Source organism: Bacillus sp. G16, assembly GCF_021282335.1.
In the GTDB taxonomy this organism is placed as follows: domain Bacteria; phylum Bacillota; class Bacilli; order Bacillales; family Bacillaceae; genus Bacillus; species Bacillus inaquosorum.
Genome location: NZ_JAJSOZ010000008.1, coordinates 186,195 through 205,565 on the forward strand (window position 1 = coordinate 186,195; position 19,371 = coordinate 205,565).

General features: G+C 42.8%; 21 protein-coding genes. 16 read left to right on the forward strand and 5 right to left on the reverse strand.

Annotated elements, in window-relative coordinates; genetic code table 11:
• The first annotated feature begins 12 nt into the window (after positions 1 to 12).
• Genes lpdA through bfmBB form a run of 4 tightly spaced genes read left to right on the forward strand, consistent with a single transcriptional unit; the run spans position 13 to position 4,741 of the window.
• Complete coding sequence (lpdA, locus tag LWH95_RS12895; protein WP_232919712.1) at positions 13 to 1,437, forward strand: dihydrolipoyl dehydrogenase; 1,425 nt, start codon at positions 13 to 15, stop codon at positions 1,435 to 1,437.
• Between the two features lie 21 nt (positions 1,438 to 1,458).
• Positions 1,459 to 2,451: a 3-methyl-2-oxobutanoate dehydrogenase subunit alpha gene (gene bfmBAA / locus LWH95_RS12900; protein ID WP_019258847.1), complete on the forward strand. Its 993-nt coding sequence runs from the start codon at positions 1,459 to 1,461 to the stop codon at positions 2,449 to 2,451.
• Between the two features lie 13 nt (positions 2,452 to 2,464).
• Entirely contained in the window at positions 2,465 to 3,448 is a 984-nt protein-coding gene (bfmBAB, locus tag LWH95_RS12905) for a 3-methyl-2-oxobutanoate dehydrogenase subunit beta (RefSeq protein WP_003236844.1), read from the forward strand.
• A 21-nt stretch (positions 3,449 to 3,469) separates the two neighbouring features.
• Complete coding sequence (gene bfmBB, locus LWH95_RS12910) at positions 3,470 to 4,741, forward strand: branched-chain alpha-keto dehydrogenase complex dihydrolipoyllysine-residue (2-methylpropanoyl)transferase (protein WP_232919713.1); 1,272 nt, start codon at positions 3,470 to 3,472, stop codon at positions 4,739 to 4,741.
• A 61-nt stretch (positions 4,742 to 4,802) separates the two neighbouring features.
• On the opposite strand, the gene bmrR is transcribed toward bfmBB, so the two are convergent.
• From bmrR to LWH95_RS12925, 3 genes are all read right to left on the reverse strand, one after another.
• Positions 4,803 to 5,639, reverse strand: a complete 837-nt coding sequence (gene bmrR, locus LWH95_RS12915) for a multidrug efflux transcriptional regulator BmrR (RefSeq protein ID WP_060398981.1) — start codon at positions 5,637 to 5,639, stop codon at positions 4,803 to 4,805.
• Positions 5,640 to 5,711: 72 nt separating this feature from the next.
• Complete coding sequence (gene bmr / locus LWH95_RS12920; protein ID WP_088110642.1) at positions 5,712 to 6,881, reverse strand: multidrug efflux MFS transporter Bmr; 1,170 nt, start codon at positions 6,879 to 6,881, stop codon at positions 5,712 to 5,714.
• A gap of 106 nt (positions 6,882 to 6,987) precedes the next feature.
• Positions 6,988 to 7,881, reverse strand: a complete 894-nt coding sequence (locus tag LWH95_RS12925; RefSeq protein WP_019258843.1) for a YegS/Rv2252/BmrU family lipid kinase — start codon at positions 7,879 to 7,881, stop codon at positions 6,988 to 6,990.
• A 160-nt stretch (positions 7,882 to 8,041) separates the two neighbouring features.
• Between LWH95_RS12925 and brxB the strand changes: the two genes are divergently transcribed.
• The 6 genes from brxB (at position 8,042) to LWH95_RS12955 (ending at position 12,594) form a co-directional block, all read left to right on the forward strand.
• A complete protein-coding gene (gene brxB / locus LWH95_RS12930) occupies positions 8,042 to 8,479 on the forward strand; it encodes a bacilliredoxin BrxB (RefSeq protein WP_003226477.1) in 438 nt (145 codons plus the stop codon).
• Positions 8,480 to 8,746: 267 nt separating this feature from the next.
• The gene (gene artP, locus LWH95_RS12935; protein ID WP_232919714.1) at positions 8,747 to 9,514 is read left to right on the forward strand and encodes an arginine ABC transporter substrate-binding protein ArtP; all 768 of its coding nucleotides are present in this window, start codon (positions 8,747 to 8,749) and stop codon (positions 9,512 to 9,514) included.
• Between the two features lie 79 nt (positions 9,515 to 9,593).
• Positions 9,594 to 10,253, forward strand: a complete 660-nt coding sequence (gene artQ, locus LWH95_RS12940) for an arginine ABC transporter permease ArtQ (protein ID WP_003236829.1) — start codon at positions 9,594 to 9,596, stop codon at positions 10,251 to 10,253.
• Positions 10,246 to 10,968 carry an arginine ABC transporter ATP-binding protein ArtR gene (gene artR, locus LWH95_RS12945; protein WP_232919715.1) on the forward strand — a complete coding sequence of 241 codons (723 nt, stop codon included), beginning with the start codon at positions 10,246 to 10,248 and terminating at the stop codon, positions 10,966 to 10,968. The genes artQ and artR overlap by 8 nt, the downstream gene beginning before the upstream one ends.
• Before the next feature lie 72 nt (positions 10,969 to 11,040).
• Positions 11,041 to 12,009, forward strand: a complete 969-nt coding sequence (locus LWH95_RS12950; protein ID WP_003236825.1) for an aromatic acid exporter family protein — start codon at positions 11,041 to 11,043, stop codon at positions 12,007 to 12,009.
• A 51-nt stretch (positions 12,010 to 12,060) separates the two neighbouring features.
• Complete coding sequence (locus LWH95_RS12955) at positions 12,061 to 12,594, forward strand: L,D-transpeptidase (RefSeq protein WP_003236823.1); 534 nt, start codon at positions 12,061 to 12,063, stop codon at positions 12,592 to 12,594.
• A 20-nt stretch (positions 12,595 to 12,614) separates the two neighbouring features.
• On the opposite strand, the gene prli42 is transcribed toward LWH95_RS12955, so the two are convergent.
• Positions 12,615 to 12,707 (reverse strand): stressosome-associated protein Prli42, encoded by a 93-nt coding sequence (gene prli42 / locus LWH95_RS12960; protein ID WP_019258837.1) that lies wholly within the window; start codon positions 12,705 to 12,707, stop codon positions 12,615 to 12,617.
• Between the two features lie 89 nt (positions 12,708 to 12,796).
• On the opposite strand from prli42, the gene mce reads away from it, so the two are divergent.
• From mce to LWH95_RS12975, 3 genes are read left to right on the forward strand one after another with little or no spacing between them, the layout of a single operon-like run.
• A complete protein-coding gene (mce, locus tag LWH95_RS12965; RefSeq protein ID WP_003236820.1) occupies positions 12,797 to 13,219 on the forward strand; it encodes a methylmalonyl-CoA epimerase in 423 nt (140 codons plus the stop codon).
• The gene (locus LWH95_RS12970) at positions 13,212 to 14,735 is read left to right on the forward strand and encodes an acyl-CoA carboxylase subunit beta (protein WP_232919725.1); all 1,524 of its coding nucleotides are present in this window, start codon (positions 13,212 to 13,214) and stop codon (positions 14,733 to 14,735) included. The genes mce and LWH95_RS12970 overlap by 8 nt, the downstream gene beginning before the upstream one ends.
• Positions 14,736 to 14,752: 17 nt before the next feature.
• Positions 14,753 to 15,868, forward strand: a complete 1,116-nt coding sequence (locus LWH95_RS12975) for a tripeptidase T (RefSeq protein ID WP_232919716.1) — start codon at positions 14,753 to 14,755, stop codon at positions 15,866 to 15,868.
• Between the two features lie 48 nt (positions 15,869 to 15,916).
• On the opposite strand, the gene LWH95_RS12980 is transcribed toward LWH95_RS12975, so the two are convergent.
• The gene (locus LWH95_RS12980) at positions 15,917 to 16,645 is read right to left on the reverse strand and encodes a YqjF family protein (RefSeq protein WP_232919717.1); all 729 of its coding nucleotides are present in this window, start codon (positions 16,643 to 16,645) and stop codon (positions 15,917 to 15,919) included.
• A 321-nt stretch (positions 16,646 to 16,966) separates the two neighbouring features.
• Between LWH95_RS12980 and LWH95_RS12985 the strand changes: the two genes are divergently transcribed.
• The 3 genes from LWH95_RS12985 (at position 16,967) to LWH95_RS12995 (ending at position 19,071) form a co-directional block, all read left to right on the forward strand.
• Positions 16,967 to 17,305: a hypothetical protein gene (locus LWH95_RS12985; RefSeq protein ID WP_133487029.1), complete on the forward strand. Its 339-nt coding sequence runs from the start codon at positions 16,967 to 16,969 to the stop codon at positions 17,303 to 17,305.
• A gap of 192 nt (positions 17,306 to 17,497) precedes the next feature.
• Positions 17,498 to 18,106 (forward strand): DUF5819 family protein, encoded by a 609-nt coding sequence (locus LWH95_RS12990; RefSeq protein ID WP_232919718.1) that lies wholly within the window; start codon positions 17,498 to 17,500, stop codon positions 18,104 to 18,106.
• A gap of 32 nt (positions 18,107 to 18,138) precedes the next feature.
• Positions 18,139 to 19,071: an HTTM domain-containing protein gene (locus tag LWH95_RS12995; protein WP_133487033.1), complete on the forward strand. Its 933-nt coding sequence runs from the start codon at positions 18,139 to 18,141 to the stop codon at positions 19,069 to 19,071.
• Positions 19,072 to 19,371: the final 300 nt, after the last annotated feature.

Below are 19,371 nucleotides of genomic sequence, written 5' to 3' on the forward strand. Positions count from 1 at the left end.
GAGTGAGTCACCATGGCAACTGAGTATGACGTAGTCATTTTGGGCGGCGGTACCGGCGGTTATGTTGCGGCGATCAGAGCCGCTCAGCGCGGCTTAAAAACAGCCGTTGTTGAAAAGGAAAAGCTCGGGGGAACATGTCTCCATAAAGGCTGTATCCCGAGTAAAGCGCTGCTTAGAAGTGCAGAGGTATATCGGACTGCTCGTGAAGCCGACCAATTCGGAGTGGAAACGGAAGGCGTGTCCCTCAACTTTGAAAAAGTGCAGCAGCGTAAGCAAGCTGTTGTTGATAAGCTTGCAGCAGGTGTGAATCATTTAATGAAAAAAGGAAAAATCGATGTGTATAACGGATATGGCCGTATCCTCGGACCGTCAATCTTCTCTCCGATGCCGGGAACGATTTCTGTTGAACGGGGAAATGGCGAAGAAAATGACATGCTGATCCCGAAACAAGTCATCATTGCAACAGGATCAAGACCGAGAATGCTTCCGGGCCTTGAAGCGGACGGCAAGCATGTATTGACTTCAGATGAGGCTCTCCAAATGGAAGAGCTGCCAAAATCGATCATCATCGTCGGCGGAGGCGTTATCGGTATCGAATGGGCATCTATGCTTCATGATTTTGGCGTGAAGGTAACGGTTATTGAATACGCGGACCGCATATTGCCGACTGAAGATCAAGACATTTCAAAAGAAATGGAAAGTCTTCTTAAGAAAAAAGGCATTCAGTTCGTTACAGGCACAAAAGTGCTGCCTGACACAATGGCAAAAACATCAGACGACATCAGCATACAAGCGGAAAAAGACGGAGAAACCGTTACCTACTCTGCTGAAAAAATGCTCGTTTCCATCGGCAGACAGGCAAATATCGAAGGCATCGGCATAGAAAACACCGATATTGTCACTGAAAATGGCGTCATTTCAGTCAATGAAAACTGCCAAACGAAGGAATCTCATATTTATGCAATAGGAGACGTGATCGGGGGCCTTCAGTTAGCCCATGTTGCATCACATGAAGGAATCATTGCCGTTGAGCATTTTGCAGGTCTCAATCCGCATCCGCTTGATCCAACGCTTGTACCGAAGTGCATCTACTCTAGCCCGGAAGCTGCCAGTGTCGGCTTAACTGAAGAAGAGGCAAAGGCGAAGGGGCATAATGTCAAGATCGGCAAGTTCCCGTTTATGGCAATTGGAAAAGCGCTTGTATACGGTGAAAGCGACGGATTTGTAAAAATCGTGGCGGATCGTGATACGGATGATATTCTCGGCGTGCATATGATCGGCCCGCATGTCACCGACATGATTTCAGAAGCTGGTCTTGCCAAAGTGCTGGATGCGACGCCGTGGGAGGTCGGACAAACGATTCATCCGCATCCGACGCTTTCTGAAGCGATTGGAGAAGCAGCGCTTGCCGCAGACGGCAAAGCCATTCATTTTTAAAAGCATAAAGGAGGGGCTTGAATGAGTACAAACCGACATCAAGCACTAGGGCTGACTGATCAGGAAGCCGTTGATATGTATAGAACCATGCTGTTAGCAAGAAAAATCGATGAAAGAATGTGGCTGTTAAACCGCTCTGGCAAAATTCCATTCGTGATCTCTTGCCAAGGACAGGAAGCAGCACAGGTAGGAGCGGCTTTCGCTCTTGACCGTGAAATGGATTATGTACTGCCGTACTACAGAGATATGGGTGTCGTGCTGGCGTTTGGCATGACAGCAAAGGACTTAATGATGTCCGGGTTTGCCAAAGCAGCAGATCCGAACTCAGGAGGCCGCCAGATGCCGGGGCATTTTGGACAAAAGAAAAACCGCATCGTGACGGGATCATCTCCAGTGACAACGCAAGTGCCGCACGCAGTCGGCATTGCGCTAGCGGGACGTATGGAGAAAAAGGATATTGCAGCCTTTGTTACATTTGGTGAAGGCTCTTCAAACCAAGGTGATTTCCATGAAGGGGCAAACTTTGCCGCTGTCCATAAGCTGCCGGTTATTTTCATGTGTGAAAACAACAAATACGCAATCTCAGTGCCTTACGATAAGCAAGTTGCATGTGAGAACATTTCCGACCGTGCCGTAGGCTATGGGATGCCTGGCGTAACTGTGAATGGAAATGATCCGCTGGAAGTTTATCAAGCGGTTAAAGAAGCACGCGAACGGGCGCGAAGAGGAGAAGGCCCGACATTAATTGAAACCATTTCTTACCGCCTTACACCGCATTCCAGTGATGACGATGACAGCAGCTACAGAGGTCGTGAAGAAGTAGAGGAAGCGAAAAAAAGTGATCCCCTGCTTACTTACCAAGCTTACTTAAAGGAAACAGGCCTGCTGTCCGATGAGACAGAACAAACCATGCTGGATGAGATCATGGCAATCATCAACGAAGCGACGGATGAAGCGGAGAACGCCCCTTATGCAGCTCCTGAGTCAGCGCTTGATTATGTGTATGCGAAGTAGGGAGGAAGAACAAATGTCAGTAATGTCATATATTGATTCGATCAATTTGGCGATGAAAGAAGAAATGGAACGAGATCCTCGCGTTTTCGTTCTTGGGGAAGATGTAGGAAAAAAAGGCGGTGTATTTAAAGCCACAGCCGGCCTATACGAACAATTCGGGGAAGAGCGTGTTATGGATACGCCGCTTGCTGAATCAGCGATCGCCGGAGTCGGTATCGGAGCGGCTATGTACGGCATGAGACCGATTGCCGAAATGCAGTTTGCTGATTTTATTATGCCAGCGGTCAACCAAATCATTTCTGAAGCGGCTAAAATCCGCTACCGCAGCAACAATGACTGGAGCTGTCCGATTGTTGTCAGAGCGCCATACGGCGGAGGCGTACACGGGGCCCTTTATCATTCTCAATCAGTTGAAGCGATTTTCGCCAATCAGCCCGGATTGAAAATTGTCATGCCTTCAACGCCATATGACGCGAAAGGACTCTTAAAAGCCGCAGTTCGCGATGAAGATCCGGTGCTGTTTTTTGAGCACAAGCGCGCGTACCGCCTGATAAAAGGAGAGGTTCCGGCAGATGATTATGTCCTGCCAATCGGCAAGGCTGATGTAAAACGGGAAGGCGACGACATCACGGTAATCACATATGGCCTGTGTGTCCACTTCGCGTTACAGGCTGCAGAACGTCTCGAAAAAGATGGCATCTCAGTACATGTGGTGGATTTAAGAACGGTTTACCCGCTTGATAAAGAAGCAATCATCGAAGCCGCATCCAAAACTGGAAAGGTCCTTTTGGTCACAGAAGATACAAAAGAAGGCAGCATCATGAGTGAGGTAGCTGCGATTATATCCGAGCATTGTCTCTTCGACTTAGACGCGCCGATCAAACGGCTTGCAGGTCCTGATATTCCGGCTATGCCTTATGCGCCGACAATGGAAAAATACTTTATGGTCAACCCTGATAAAGTGGAAGCGGCGATGAGAGAACTAGCGGAGTTTTAAAGACGTAAGGAGGATACAATCATGGCAATTGAACAAATGACGATGCCGCAGCTTGGAGAAAGCGTGACAGAGGGGACGATCAGCAAATGGCTTGTCTCCCCCGGTGATAAAGTGAACAAATACGATCCGATAGCGGAAGTCATGACAGATAAAGTAAATGCAGAGGTTCCGTCTTCTTTTACCGGGACGATAACAGAGCTTGTGGGTGAAGAAGGCCAGACCCTGCAAGTCGGAGAAGTGATTTGCAAAATCGAAACAGAAGGCGCGAATCCGGCTGAACAAAAACAAGAGCAGCCAGTGGCATCAGAAGCTGCTGAGACGCCTGCTGCAGAAAGTGCCGAAGCAGCCAGTCAGCCAAATAAAAAGCGCTACTCGCCAGCTGTACTCCGTTTAGCCGGAGAGCACGGCATTGATCTTGATCAAGTGACAGGAACTGGTGCCGGCGGCCGCATTACGCGAAAAGATATTCAGCGTATCATTGAGACAGGCGGCGTGCAAGAACAGCCTGAGAAGCCGAAAACAGCAGCTCCTGCACCTGAGTCTGCACCAAAACCGGAGCCGAAGGAAGAGATTTCATATCCTGCGACTGCAGCCGGAGATAAAGAAATCCCTGTCACAGGCGTAAGAAAAGCAATTGCTTCCAATATGAAACGAAGCAAAACAGAAATTCCGCATGCTTGGACGATGATGGAAGTCGACGTCACAAATATGGTGGCATACCGCAACAGTATAAAAGATTCATTCAAGAAGACAGAAGGGTTTAATTTAACGTTCTTCGCCTTTTTCGTCAAAGCGGTCGCTCAGGCGTTAAAAGAATTCCCGCAAATGAATAGTATGTGGGCGGGCGACAAGATTATTCAGAAAAAGGATATCAATATTTCAATAGCGGTTGCGACAGAGGATTCTTTATTTGTTCCGGTGATTAAAAACGCTGATGAAAAAACAATTAAAGGCATTGCGAGAGAAATTACTGACCTTGCCAAAAAAGTAAGAGACGGAAAACTTTCAGCAGACGACATGCAGGGAGGAACGTTTACCGTCAACAATACAGGTTCGTTCGGATCTGTACAGTCGATGGGCATTATCAACTACCCTCAGGCTGCGATTCTTCAAGTGGAATCCATCGTCAAACGCCCGGTTGTCATGGATCATGGCATGATTGCTGTCAGAGACATGGTCAATCTTTGCCTGTCCTTGGATCACAGAGTGCTTGACGGCCTTGTGTGCGGGCGATTCCTGGGACGAGTGAAACAAATTTTAGAATCGATTGACGAAAAAACATCTGTTTACTAAATAAGCAAAAAGAGCATTTTTTGACATATAACTTCAAAAAATGCTCTTTTTCTATGCAACATTATTCAGCGATTCGAATTTTCATTTCGACCCGGTATTCTTCTTGTTTTTTCGGTGAGTAATGAATCGGTATGATTAACTCGTAAACATCACTGACAACTGTTAATTGGCGGTCTGTGATATACTTGATAAGCTTCTGTAAGTTGAGAAAATAATGCTCAGGTGAAAAGTTATATGCGATACAAACATATCTGCCTTTAGGGATCGTTGTGATTTCCATATCTGGCGTAATGGCAGAAATTTGTTTATTCGTCAATACAGGCGTAAAGATATGACGGTAAGTCATTTCATCAATGCTGGTGTACGGCTGAAACGAGAAAGTAGCGCCGTAGCTATTGTTCGTAAATCCATCTGCTGATTCGATAAATTTTTTTAATTTGCTGTAGGAGGCATTGAGCACGTTTTCAGGCCCGATTCCCTCTGCCTCTGTCTGAATGATGCGGGTTTCTTCTTCATCTAAAACAAACACCTCGCCGAGCGCGGGATATTCCATCTGCCGTTTCATCCGCTTTTTCACCAACGAAATGGTTTGCTCCAATGCTGATAAAAAGTCTAATTTCTCCCTGATTTGCTTCTCCTGCTCTGTATAAAAAGCAAACAGTTCTTCCATCTCTAAGTCCTGTGCCTTTTTCATCTCTTCTAAAGGTGTGCCGATATATTTCAATGATTTGATCAAATCCAGATGAATGAGCTGGGAATCTGTATAATAGCGGTAGCTTGTATCCGGGTCGACATAGGCGGGTTTAAATAAATCAATTTTATCGTAATAACGGAGCGCTTTAATCGACACGTTCGCCAGTTTTGAAACTTCTCCAATTGAGTAATACGACTCCTTCATGCCATCACTCCTTCTATGATCAGTATAATAAAGAAGCGCATTCTTTGCAGTACACAAAGAATACGCTTTTTATCACGTGCTGGCTTTAAGATGTGCAGGCGCTTTCCAAGCAATGGTCAGCGCAATGCCTATGGCTAAAGCTACCGTTGCAAAGTAGAATGGATAGTTTACATCGATATCGAACAGCATTCCGCCGATAATAGGCCCGAAAACATTGCCGATACTTGTAAACATTGAATTCATACCGCCGGCAAACCCCTGTTCATTTCCCGCAATCTTTGACAGATAAGTCGTTACCGCCGGCCGCATGAGATCAAATCCGACAAATACGGTGACTGTAACCAGCAGAATTGAAACATAAGAATTCACGATTGTCATCAAGAATACAAGACTCGTCGAGAGAATTAAGCTATACCGAATTAAGTGGATTTCGCCAAACCACCTTGTAAAGCGGTCGAATAAGACGACTTGCGTAATGGCGCCAACAATCGCTCCTCCTGTAATCATGACGGCAATGTCGCTGGCTGTAAATCCGTATTTATGGTCAACGAATAACGCAAATAACGATTCAAATGACGCTAAACCAAAAGATGAAATCAAGATAATGAGAAAAGCAATGAAATACATAGGGGCAAAAATCCGTTTGAAGCCTGTCTTCTGCCCTTTTATGTCCTGATTTTCAGGGTTTCGTTCCGGCTCGCGCAGCGTGAGCATTGATAAAATGGCTGCTAACAATGCAAAGGCTGCCGCAAAGAAAAATGGCAGGCGGGAATGGATTTCCGCTAAAAATCCCCCGATGCCTGGGCCGATAATAAAGCCTGTAGAAATAGCAGCTGACATATAACCGAGCGCTTTCGGACGTGTTTTAATGGTCGTGATATCTGCAATAAAAGCCGTTACCCCGGGCATAATGAAGGCTGCGCTGATTCCGCCAAGCATACGGGATATAAATAAAATCTCAACTGTTTTTCCGATGCCGAATAAAAACTCCGAAACACTAAAGAACAACAGACCGATCACGATCATGATTTTACGTCCGAAGCGGTCAACCCATCGTCCGCCTATTGGTGATACAATAAGCTGTGTAACAGCAAAGCAGGCAACCATATAGCCGACCGAGGTACCCGATAAATGCAATTCATTCATAATAGTAGGCGTTACCGGAATCACAAGCCCGATTCCTAAAAAAGCAATAAATAAATTTGTTAATAATATCATTAAAGTGATATTTTGTTTCTCCATGTGACTTCCCCTTTTTCGAAAGTGTATCTCTTATACTGTAAGCCCTCCTCTTAGGGGAGAGTCAACGGATTTGCAAAATCTTTCTAACAGTGTTCGATCCTTATCGTTATTCATTGGACGGGACAAGCATATCAATGTGCTGCGGCAGCACTTGAATCACCGCAGGCGTATGAGTATAGACTTCTCCATCTGTATCAGCTTTTTTGACAGTGTCTGTTTCAATTTCGATACGGGAGGCCTGAATATAGGACAGCTCTCCGGTAAAACGATCAATTGTGCCCTGTTCCATGCTCATCAGCTCCCGCAATGCGGAGAGGTTGGTGTTGCGGCAAATGAGGATATCGAGTAAGCCGTCTTCTATACTGGCATCCGGCAGGGGAATTCGGTTCGTACCAATGTACTGTCCGTTCATGACAAGCAGCATAACGGCTTCTTCTTTAATTTCTTTTCCATCAATTTTTAAGGTCATCGGAAACGATCCGGCAGATGAGACGGTACGCAATGCACTTGTAAAATAGCTGATTTTTCCCAATAATGCTTTTTCCGTTTCGTTAATTTGATTCGATGTTTCTGTAATCAGGCCAATCCCCCAGAAATTTAAAAAATAGCGCTCGTTCATCTGACATACATCTACGCTTGTTTTTTTTCCTGATACAAGCGCTTCAGCCGCCTTTGCGAGATTTTGAGGGATGCCCAGCACTCTTGAAAAGTCATTGCACGTGCCGCCGGGCAAAATTCCGACCGCGGGCTTTCTTTCTAAAGCACTGATGCCGTTTATGCATTGGTGGACCGTGCCGTCGCCGCCGAGAATAAAGACGGTGTCGACAGAATCATCAATGGATTGGCAAAAATGATACGCATCATCCTTTTTCTTTGTTTGTCTAATGATCACCTCATCTAAAGATTGTGATAAAACCGGCACCACAGCCCCTAATGCTTTTTCTATATTTTTGTTGCCGGCATTTCCGTTATGAATCAGTAATGCTTTCCGGTGGCTCATACAAAACTGCTCCTTTATTTTACATCTGGTTATATAATCCCCTTTTTCTGTAAGCTGTAAACGGAGAGCAAAAAAAGTGTGCGGCCAAGCAATGTCATTTGCCGATATGGACGTTTCCTTGCTATCATAAGAACAGATGATGAAAAAGGAGAGGTCTTCATTGAACATGGACTTTAATTTATTTATGAATGACATTGTCCGCCAAGCGAGACAAGAAATTACAGCTGCCGGATATACTGAGCTGAAAACTGCTGAAGAGGTGGATGAGGCACTTACGAAAAAAGGAACGACGTTAGTCATGGTAAACTCTGTTTGCGGATGCGCCGGGGGAATTGCAAGACCGGCCGCATACCATTCCGTTCACTATGATAAAAGACCTGATCAGCTCGTTACCGTTTTTGCCGGACAGGATAAAGAAGCGACAGCGCGAGCCCGTGACTATTTTGAAGGATATCCGCCATCTTCTCCGTCCTTTGCGATTTTGAAAGACGGAAAAATCATGAAAATGGTGGAACGCCATGAAATTGAAGGCCATGAGCCGATGGCAGTTGTGGCAAAGCTGCAGGAAGCCTTTGAAGAATATTGTGAAGAAGTATAAGACGAACACCCCGGGTGCCTAAGCGGCCCCGGTTTTTTTATGCATAAAATTCCAAAGGGTTATGAATAAATATTAAAAGTTTATTCAATGCAGTTGTACAATGAATCTATTTTTATCTAGTAATATCAAAAAGAGATTGCTGGGAAAATAAGCTTAAAGATAATTTTTGAAAATAGTATTGCATAAAAATAAGAAACTGTTTAAAATACATATTAACGAATAAATATTCAAATACACTAAAAGTAATGAATATGGGGGAAATGGATCATGAAAAAATGGCTCTTATTACTTGTAGCTGCCTGCATCACTTTAGCACTATCCGCTTGCGGCTCAAGCAATTCAGGTTCTGAAGGCGGCAAGAAAAAGTTAATTATGGGCACTTCGGCGGATTACAAACCGTTTGAATATAAGGAAGGCGATAATATTGTCGGCTTTGATGTAGATTTGGCAAAAGCGCTTGCGAAGAAGACTGGCTACGAAATTGAAGTGCAGGACATGGACTTCAACAGTTTAATCACAGCGCTGAAATCAAAACAGGTGGATCTGGTTCTGTCCGGAATGACACCGACGCCTGATCGTAAAAAACAAGTTGATTTTTCCGATGTGTACTACACAGCGAACCATATGATTGTCAGCAAAAAAGACAGCGGCATTAAGTCTTTAAAAGATCTGAAAGGAAAAACAGTCGGCGTTCAGCTTGGCTCTATTCAGGAAGAGAAGGGGAAAGACCTTTCTCCAGAATATGCTTTTAAAACAGAAGACCGCAACAGAATTTCTGATTTGGTGCAGGAAATCAAATCTGACCGCTTTGATGCCGCGATTATCGAAGACATGGTAGCAGAAGGGTATTTCAAATCAAATGACGACCTGCAAGGCTTCGTGATTCCTGATGCGAAAGCGGAGGAAGCCGGTTCAGCGATTGCTTTCAGAAAGGACAGTGAACTGACAGACAAATTCAATAAAGCACTCAAGGAAATGGAAGATAACGGAGAGCTCGAGAAATTGAAGAAGAAATGGTTCACTGGCGAGAAGTAAAAAAAGCGGCTCAACTTTTCGTTGAGCCTTTTTATTGAATAGGAAATCTTTTTTCCTGTAAGAAAAGGAGACAAAGACTATGAATTTGGATTTTTCAGCAACGATCCCCCAAATTCCTTTTATATTAGAAGGCTTGGCAATTACTTTGAAAATTGTCATCGTATCAGCCATTATCGGACTTATACTGGGTATTGTGCTAAGCTTATGCAAGATCAGCACGTTCCGCCCTCTGATCTGGATCGCTGATTTTTATACATCAGTGTTCCGCGGTACACCTTTAGTGCTGCAGCTTATGATTGTCTATTTCGGGCTTCCTCAGCTGCTCGGCTTTCAAATTGACCAGTTTTGGGCTGCGGTTGTCGCATTGTCATTGAATTCCGCCGCTTATGTATCGGAAATTATCAGAGCCGGAATCAACGCCATTGATAAAGGGCAAAAAGAGGCGGCTGTCGCACTGGGTGTCCCGTACGGCAAAATGATGAAGGATCTGCTGTTGCCGCAGGCCTTCAAAAATATATCACCTGCAATTGTGAATGAATTAATCACGTTAACAAAAGAATCGGCGATCGTCACCGTCATCGGGCTTGGTGATGTCATGAGACGCGCTTATCAAGCTGGCGCCGCCACTTACAATTACCTTGAGCCGCTCATTATCGCCGGATTGATTTATTATGTGCTTGTCCTGATTTTAACGTTTATCGGCAAGGCTGTAGAAAGGAAGCTGAAATCCAATGATTAAGGTTGAAAAGCTGTCAAAATCATTTGGGAAATACGAAGTATTAAAAAACATTTCAACAACAATCGCTGAAGGTGAGGTTGTTGCCGTCATCGGCCCTTCAGGCTCAGGCAAATCAACGTTCCTTCGCTGTTTAAACCTGTTGGAAAAACCTAACGGCGGAACCATAACAATCAAAGACAACGAGATCACGAAGCCGAAAACCAACACATTAAAGGTCCGGGAAAACATCGGGATGGTTTTTCAGCATTTTCATCTCTTTCCGCACAAAACGGTTCTCGAAAATATCATGTACGCGCCTGTTAATGTCAAAAAAGAATCAAAACAGGCTGCACAGGAAAAAGCTGAAGAGCTGCTCCGCAAAGTCGGTTTGTTTGAAAAGAAAAATGACTATCCAAACCGCTTGTCTGGCGGGCAAAAACAGCGTGTCGCCATCGCCCGGGCACTTGCGATGAATCCGGAAATCATGCTGTTTGACGAACCGACCTCTGCACTTGATCCGGAGATGGTTAAGGAAGTGCTTCAGGTTATGAAAGAGCTGGTCGAAACCGGCATGACTATGGTGATCGTCACACATGAAATGGGCTTCGCAAAAGAAGTGGCAGACCGAGTGCTGTTTATGGACCAAGGAATGATTGTCGAGGACGGCAATCCGAAAGAATTTTTTCTTTCGCCAAAATCCAAAAGAGCGCAGGACTTTTTAGAGAAAATATTATAGAATATAGAAAAAAAGAAGAAGGCTAAAGCTTCTTCTTTTTTATTGAAGAAACAAATAGAAATGGAGTCCGACATGTTTAAAATTGGTTACCGCACAATAAAGACCGCGCTTGGAACAGCTTTGGCTATTTATATAAGCCAGCTATTGCATTTGCAAAACTTCGCATCAGCAGGAATCATCACCATTTTGTGCATTCAAATCACACAAAAACGGTCGCTTCAGGCGTCGTGGGCCCGCTTTGCCGCATGCTGTCTGGCAATTCTTTTTTCTTATCTCTTTTTCGAGCTGATTGGCTATCATCCGTTTGTTATCGGAGCGCTTCTCTTGATATTCATTCCGATAACGGTTCTGTTAAAAATTAACGAGGGGATCGTTACCAGTTCCGTTATTATCCTTCATTTATACATGTCCGGCGGCATTACGCTTGCTTTCATTTGGAATGAAGTTCAGTTAATTACGGTTGGTATCGGTGTCGCTCTTTTGATGAACTTGTATATGCCGAGCCTTGACCGGAAGCTGATTGCCTATCGCAAAAAGATAGAGGATAACTTTGCTGTCATTTTTGCAGAAATAGAGCGGTATTTGTTAACTGGTGAGCAAGATTGGACTGGAAAGGAAATTCCGGAAACACACCAGCTCATCACGGAGGCGAAAAACCTGGCGTACCGAGATGTGCAAAACCACATTCTGCGCTACGAAAATCTGCATTATCATTATTTTAAAATGAGAGAAAAGCAATTTGAAATTATTGAACGCCTTCTCCCTAAAGTGACTTCCATCTCCATTACAGTAGATCAGGGAAAAATGATCGCTGAATTTATTCATGATTTGCGGGAAGCGATACACCCGGGAAATACGGCGCACAAATTTCTGAAAAGACTTGCTGACATGAGAAAAGAATTTGAGGAGATGCCGCTTCCAGCGACAAGAGAGGAATTTGAAGCACGAGCCGCTCTCTTCCATCTACTCGGCGAAATGGAACAATATTTAGTGATCAAAAGCTATTTTAAAGGAATAAAAGCGCAAAAATCACTCGCATGATTCGCATGAGCTCTTCCTTCATTGGTCAACCTAATGAAAAAGGAGGAGCTTATGCGTTTTTTCTTATGTTCAATTTTTATGATGATGATTTCACCGATTTGGCCGCTTGGCGAAAACCCGCTGCCGGGGGATCCTTATGTCATTGTCAACAAGAGAACAAACGAACTGGCTGTCATCTTGGACAACAAAGTAGAAGGAGTGTACAGCGTGGCGACCGGAAAAACAGACGATCTGACGCCTGAAGGGGAATTTTCGGTAACAGTAAAAGCGGCGAATCCTTACTACAGAAAGAAAAATATAGAAGGAGGATCTCCTGACAACCCGCTTGGGGCAAGATGGATCGGATTTGACGCGAAAGGAACAGACGGGCGGATTTACGGAATTCATGGGACAAACCGGGAAGAATCAATAGGGAAATTTGTGTCTAACGGCTGTATACGTATGCATAACGATGAGGTCGTTCATCTGTTTCGAACGATTCCGGTGGGTACGAGAGTGCTGATTACGGACGACTCCCGCTCTTTTGAAGAGATTGCTATCGAGCATAAAGCTCTGATAAAAAAGCAGGATGTTCCTAATCAATAAGGTTGCCTGCTTTTTTATCGTTAGAAAAACATGACGATTCCTGAGAGTACAGTTGAAAGAATAAAAACTCCCAAAATCACGATTAAAACGCTTTTCATCAGTTTTTGAGACATGATTTCACTCCTTAGACAATCTGTCTATATTTTAGCGTGTTTTGAAAGGGCGGACAAGCGATATCTATTGACGGAAGGCAGGGATGAAAATGAACAGGCTTGACCATATTGGGATAGCTGTTTTTTCGATAGAAGAAGCGAGAAGCTTTTATGAAGATATATTGGGGCTTGCGTTTCTTCATCAAGAAACGGTTGAAGAGCAAAAGGTGAATGTTGCTTTTTTTCAAGCGGGAAGCGTCAAGCTGGAGCTGATAGAACCGTTGACACCTGACAGCCCCGTCCGTTTGTTTTTGGAGAAGAAAGGGCAGGGGCTGCATCATGTTGCGTTTTTGTGCACCGGCTTATCTGAACAGCTGCAAGCATTGTCTGACCGGCAAGTTCAATTGATTGACAAGTATCCAAGACAGGGAGCTAATGGGAAAAAGATCGCATTTCTTTCTCCGCGGGAAACAAATGGCATTCTTGTAGAGCTATGCGAGCCGAAAGGAGTCCAAACCGTTGAACATGAATGAGCATATTGATCATTTATACACGAGACGCAGGCAGGCAGAACAAGGCGGAGGACATGAAAAGCTGGCTCAGCAGCGGCAAAAGGGAAAGCTCACCGCTCGGGAAAGGATCACGTTTCTTCTTGATCAGGATAGCTTTATCGAGTTGAATCCCTTCATGGAAAGTCAAGTGTTAACAAGAGAACAGCGTATGTTAGGGGATGGAGTCGTGACAGGGTACGGCACAATTGATGGCCGCTCTGTATATGTATTTGCGCAAGACTTCACAGTGTTCGGCGGGGCGCTTGGCGAAACCCACGCCAAAAAAATCTGCGCACTGATGGATCTGGCTGCGAAAAATAAGGCGCCGATTATAGGGCTGAATGACTCAGGTGGTGCGAGAATTCAAGAGGGTGTGGTATCATTAGATGGATACGGTCACATATTTTACCGAAATGTCTTATACTCCGGTGTCATTCCGCAAATATCGGTTATTTTAGGGCCGTGTGCTGGAGGCGCTGTGTATTCTCCGGCACTCACAGATTTTATATTTATGGCTGAACAGACCGGCCGGATGTTTATTACCGGGCCGAAGGTAATTGAAAAAGTGACAGGAGAACAGGTTGATGCGGAGAGCTTAGGCGGAGCGGGAATACATAATGCCGTCAGCGGAAACGCCCACTTTTCCGGACATACGGAGAAGGAGGTTCTGACAGGAGTGAAAAAACTGCTGTCTTATTTGCCGCTGAATGGCCATACAGCAGCGCCGCTACCTGAGAAAGAGGCCTCCAGACCGTTATTAAACCGTCTCGTGCCCGCTGACACGACAAAGCCGTATGATGTGCGGACGGTAATTAAGGAGCTGGCTGATCCGCAGTCTTTTTTTGAAATTCAGCCGTTTTTTGCGAAAAACATTGTTATCGGGTTTGCAAGGCTGGGTGAAAAAACGATCGGCATCGTTGCGAGCCAGCCGAAGCATCTGGCGGGAAGCCTGACGATTGACGCTGCAGATAAAGCAGCGAGGTTCATCCGTTTTTGCGACGCCTTTGACATACCGCTGTTAACTGTCGAGGATGTTCCGGGGTTTCTGCCCGGTGTTCAGCAGGAGCATAACGGAATTATCAGGCACGGAGCAAAATTATTGTTTGCCTATGCAGAAGCGACCGTCCCAAAAGTCACGCTCATTATCAGAAAAGCGTATGGCGGCGCCTATGTCGCTATGAACAGCAAAGCAATCGGAGCGGACCTTGTGTTTGCATGGCCGAATGCTGAAATCGCAGTGATGGGTTCAGAAGGTGCGGCATCGATTTTGTATGAAAAAGAAATAAAAGCTTCAGCCGACCCGCAAAAGACAAAACGCGAAAAAACCGCTGAATACAAAAAGCAAAACGCCGGTCCATACAAAGCGGCGGCCTGCGGAATGGTTGATGACATCATTTTGCCGGAAGAATCAAGGAAAAGACTGATTCAAGCTTTTCACATGCTTGCACATAAGACAGAAGAGAGACCGAAAAAAAAGCACGGTAACATACCGCTTTAACATGGAGGGACTTACAAATGGTGAATGAAAAACGCCTGCTGGAAGAATTTTTAGAGCTTGTCCAAATTGACTCAGAAACAAAACACGAAGCAGAAATCTGCAAAGTGCTGAAACAAAAATTTTCTGATTTAGGTGTGGACGTTAAAGAAGACGATACAATGGATATCACTGGCCACGGAGCGGGAAACCTGATCTGCACATTAAAAGGGACAAAACAAGCAGATACGATCTATTTTACATCTCATATGGACACAGTTGTACCTGGAAACGGCGTAAAACCGGTTGTTGAGGAAGGCTATGTCAAAACAGACGGCACTACGATTTTAGGCGCTGATGATAAAGCAGGGCTGGCTGCTATGTTTGAAGCGATTAAAGTGCTGAAAGAAGAAAATATTGAGCACGGCACGATTGAATTCATCATCACTGTAGGTGAGGAATCAGGCCTGATCGGAGCAAAGGCGCTTGACCGTTCTATGATCACGGCATCCTACGGCTATGCCCTTGACTCAGACGGAAAAGTCGGAAATATTATTGTGGCCGCGCCGACACAAGCGAAGGTAAGAGCGGCAATATACGGGAAAACCGCACACGCCGGGGTTGAACCTGAAAAAGGCATTTCAGCGATTACAATCGCTAGCAAAGCCATTTCAAAAATGCCATTGGGCCGTATTGATGAAGAAACAACAGCAAACATCGGCCGGTTTGAAGGCGGCACACAGACAAACATTGTGTGCGACGAAGTCCATATTCTTGCTGAAGCACGCTCTTTAGTTCCTGAGAAAATGGAAGCTCAGGTTCAAAAAATGAAAGCTGCATTTGAAGAGGCCGCTAATGATATGGGCGGACGGGCAGAAGTCGAAATTGAAGTCATGTATCCGGGCTTCAAATATCAAGACGGCGACCAAGTGGTTGAAATCGCGAAAAAAGCGGCAGCTAAAATCGGACGTCCGAGCGAGCTGCAAACAAGCGGCGGCGGAAGCGACGCGAACGTTATTGCAGGCCATGGCATCCCGACGGTCAACCTTGCTGTCGGTTATGAGCAAATTCATACAAAGAATGAAAAAATGCCGATCGAAGAACTCGTTAAAACGGCAGAAATGGTTGTTGCCATTATTGAAGAGGCAGCGAAATAAAAAAGGAAAACCCGAGTGCGCTTGCCCGCATCGGGTTTTTTCTTGCATTCAGCGCCATTGCCTAAGCTGCCAAAATAACACGTCCTGTTTTTTAGCGTAATGAAGCAAAGGGTCTGAATCTGGCAATGATATATCGTGAGCTTCAGCAACCGTATTGACCGAAAACTCGGCCTCGGCATGTTGCAGAAGCCAAGGATGATGATGAATGTCTTCGTAATAGAGTTTGTTCCGATAAGTGGTGTAGAGTCTGTATCGTTCCGTCAGCCAATAATCGAGCGAATCCTCTTCCGCTGTAAAAGGTGCTGAAATGGGCCGGTATGCGGTGCGGAATGCTGCTTCTCCGTCGTCTCTCCGCTTGCTGGCATAGTCAATGCCATCACTGTTTTTTTCAGCTTTCATATCCGCGTAAAAATAAGGTAAATGAAAGAACGTGCGAGCGCCCAGAACCGCCAGCCGATGATCAGCATCTAAGCTAAAAAAATAAATGCCGGGCTTGCCTTTATACGTGACATAGATGCGGAGATTAAGCTCAGGAAATGCACGAGCACCGGGAATGGAAGGAAGAAAACGCGCCCTCAGGTCCGTGAGCATAAAGGGAAGCATGCTGATCCAACCTTGCCTGTTATATGTATCTAACTTTAAAACCGGCGGAATCATCGCCCGAAGGTTAGAAGCATCAACAGGCCAGTGGGCAAATAAGACATCATTCCAAGTTTGTCTCATGATCCAGATTCCTTCAGGTACAGAAATGTTTTTTTGCTGAGAGCGTTCCGTCACGTATATGCTCCTTTCAGTTGGTGTGAGTAAGGTATTCCCGGTTTCTCTCGGTTTAAACGAAGTTGATTTCTTCTTAGAGAAAACACAAGTAGAAACATCATTCTAGAAAAACAAAAAAACGCAACTGGCATAATTGTAAAATATAGTATTTTATATTAATTCTATTAGTATTTAAAATATATTTTAATTAGGTCTATATTCTCATTTTTTTGAAAAATGAAATCTCCTATTGTAAGGAAAGTAAGTGCGTGGTACTTTTATATCGTCACCTAGATATATCCAAAATAAGTATTTTTTATGATTTAAAGGAGGGATTTAAATTTGAAGAAATTAGTGATTACTGGTGTTTTAGGATTTGGCTTGCTAGGTAATTCTATTGTTTGTGCTGCTTCAAATGTTGATTATTCGGATGGTAAAGAGATGGTAACCCATTTCGACAAAGAGGCGGATGAACCGGTCCAAGTTAAAAATGCTAATCTGGCATGGGCTGTAGGAGGATATGTCACTGGTAAGCTTGTTGATGCAGCTGGAAACTGGGTGGGGAAACAAGCTCAAAAAGCAACAGCTCAATCAATTTATTCAGCTGCTCCAGCACGAAAATATGCTTGTTACCGTGTGTCAGAGGATCCAGTTGAAAGTGAAGCTTCCTTTGGTAGATGATATTTTAAAACATCCATCTCCTCATTAGAATGAGGAGATGGATGTCATTAACAATGAATTCCACTGAGTGAATATTGCTGATATTATCTCTCATATTTTATCAACAGGAAATTAACGGAATAAATTATGTAAGATAGTGAGAAGCAAATATAAACTATTTGACCTTGATTTGTTAAAGAAATGGTGATGATTATGATTAAAAAAAGCGTGTCAACTTTAATGATAATTGTAATGGCAAGTCTCTTTGTTTTTCATTTTTCATTTACACTACTTTATAATTTCCCTTTAAACCCAATCAGTAATAAATATTATGACACTATTCAAAATTATATGGAGCCTTTATTCAAACAAAATTGGAAACTTTTTGCGCCAAATCCTGTTAGCACAAATAATATTCTTTATATTCGAGGTGAATACAAAGATAAAACAGGCGAATTAAAAAAAACTGAATGGATTGATGCTAGTACTCCCTTGAATAATGTTGTCCATAATAACCGACTAACACCTCTAAGATTAGAAAGCAGTATGAAATCTTCAATTGTAGCTGAGCTTTTAAATAGAATTGACCGTGATAAAGATTATTTAAAGAATTTGGATGTTGATAAATCTGAAGAATTTATGATATTAAATAGATTTTCATCTAAAGTTTTAAATGAAGTTTATCCAAATTATCATTTTTCAAATGTTGAAAAAAAAGTGGTAGTAAATTTATTTCCTGAGTACGGAAAAGGAAATGAAACAGAGAAAAATTTTGAAATTAATTTACCAACACAGTCTTTTACATTGCCAATGGCTAAATAATTTTTAGAATGGATTAAGGGAGAAACTAAAGTATGATTAGAAATATATTAGTGAAATTTAAAAACCATTTTGAAAAAGAAAACTATCTTATTGGGGCCAGCATATTAAGAATAGGTTTCGGCTTTCATATTATTTATACTTATTTAGTCCATTTGCTTCAACGAGATTATATTTGGGGACCAGATGGGATATACCCATTAGGGTTATTACAAACAAATCATAATGAGGTATGGAGTCTATATAAGTTCTCAGATACTGTACTATATTTCGAGGTAATTTATTTTTTAGGTTTAATTATAGCTATTTTGTATTTAGTAGGTTTTCAGACTAGAATCACAGGATTCCTAAATTTTGTATTTGTTTGGTCTCTATACGAAAGAAACCCTTTTACCTTGGATGGCGGTAATAATATTTTAATTATCTGCATGTTTTATTTAATTTTTGCAAATGTGGGTGAATACTTTTCTATAAAATCAAAGTATAATAAAATATCTAAAAATAAGGTAGCCAATATTGCACACAATTTTGCAATCTATGCATGTATTGCGCAACTATGTATAGTATATTTCTTTTCTGGTTTTTTTAAGGCTCAAGGGCATATGTGGACTAATGGCACAGCTCTTTACTATGTTTTAAACGTTGAAGAATATAGTCTTCCAAGCCTGGCTCACTTCATTTATAATAATCCATATTTAGTGGTTATAGGTTCTTACAGTGCGATTTTATGTCAAATTGCATTTCCTTTTTTAATTTGGAATAAATATTTAAAATGGCTGATATTAATAGGTTCTATAGGTTTTCATCTTGCGATTGGTTTCTTTATGGGGCTTGTACAATTTGCAATTGCCATGATTTCCTTGGATTTATTATTAATAAAGGATATGGAATATAAAAGAATATATAAATTCTTCACAAGTATTAAAACAAAAAAAAAGAAAAAAGGCTTACTTTCAACAACAACCTAACTTTATAAGAATTATATAATTGTTGTATAAATGAGTCGAGCATAGATTTTATAAAAATCCATTGAATTTAGATTATTTTAAACATTATTGAAAATGATAATTTGCCTATTGATAAACTAAAAGTAGAAATGTATTATCAAAATAAAAGAAAATGTAGAAAAAATTAATTATGACATCATGCTTTCTCAAAAATAACTTTGGAATGATACAAAGTTATGTACTCTATATTAATGGCGACCAAAAAATTAAGTGAGGGATAAATTATGGCAGTACTCTTACAAAATATTGACTATATAATAA

What these genes read in the sequence shown, in the direction of transcription:
- artR (WP_232919715.1), top strand. Translation starts at nt 10,246, where the DNA reads ATGATTAAGGTTGAAAAGCTGTCAAAATCATTTGGGAAATACGAAGTA.
- LWH95_RS12925 (WP_019258843.1), bottom strand. Translation starts at nt 7,881, where the DNA reads ATGAGCCACCGGAAAGCATTACTGATTCATAACGGAAATGCCGGCAAC.
- LWH95_RS12950 (WP_003236825.1), top strand. Translation starts at nt 11,041, where the DNA reads ATGTTTAAAATTGGTTACCGCACAATAAAGACCGCGCTTGGAACAGCT.
- LWH95_RS12955 (WP_003236823.1), top strand. Translation starts at nt 12,061, where the DNA reads ATGCGTTTTTTCTTATGTTCAATTTTTATGATGATGATTTCACCGATT.
- bfmBAB (WP_003236844.1), top strand. Translation starts at nt 2,465, where the DNA reads ATGTCAGTAATGTCATATATTGATTCGATCAATTTGGCGATGAAAGAA.
- artQ (WP_003236829.1), top strand. Translation starts at nt 9,594, where the DNA reads ATGAATTTGGATTTTTCAGCAACGATCCCCCAAATTCCTTTTATATTA.
- mce (WP_003236820.1), top strand. Translation starts at nt 12,797, where the DNA reads ATGAACAGGCTTGACCATATTGGGATAGCTGTTTTTTCGATAGAAGAA.
- LWH95_RS12990 (WP_232919718.1), top strand. Translation starts at nt 17,498, where the DNA reads ATGATTAAAAAAAGCGTGTCAACTTTAATGATAATTGTAATGGCAAGT.
- lpdA (WP_232919712.1), top strand. Translation starts at nt 13, where the DNA reads ATGGCAACTGAGTATGACGTAGTCATTTTGGGCGGCGGTACCGGCGGT.
- bmrR (WP_060398981.1), bottom strand. Translation starts at nt 5,639, where the DNA reads ATGAAGGAGTCGTATTACTCAATTGGAGAAGTTTCAAAACTGGCGAAC.
- artP (WP_232919714.1), top strand. Translation starts at nt 8,747, where the DNA reads ATGAAAAAATGGCTCTTATTACTTGTAGCTGCCTGCATCACTTTAGCA.
- prli42 (WP_019258837.1), bottom strand. Translation starts at nt 12,707, where the DNA reads ATGTCTCAAAAACTGATGAAAAGCGTTTTAATCGTGATTTTGGGAGTT.
- LWH95_RS12970 (WP_232919725.1), top strand. Translation starts at nt 13,212, where the DNA reads ATGAATGAGCATATTGATCATTTATACACGAGACGCAGGCAGGCAGAA.
- bfmBAA (WP_019258847.1), top strand. Translation starts at nt 1,459, where the DNA reads ATGAGTACAAACCGACATCAAGCACTAGGGCTGACTGATCAGGAAGCC.
- bfmBB (WP_232919713.1), top strand. Translation starts at nt 3,470, where the DNA reads ATGGCAATTGAACAAATGACGATGCCGCAGCTTGGAGAAAGCGTGACA.
- LWH95_RS12975 (WP_232919716.1), top strand. Translation starts at nt 14,753, where the DNA reads ATGGTGAATGAAAAACGCCTGCTGGAAGAATTTTTAGAGCTTGTCCAA.
- LWH95_RS12995 (WP_133487033.1), top strand. Translation starts at nt 18,139, where the DNA reads ATGATTAGAAATATATTAGTGAAATTTAAAAACCATTTTGAAAAAGAA.
- bmr (WP_088110642.1), bottom strand. Translation starts at nt 6,881, where the DNA reads ATGGAGAAACAAAATATCACTTTAATGATATTATTAACAAATTTATTT.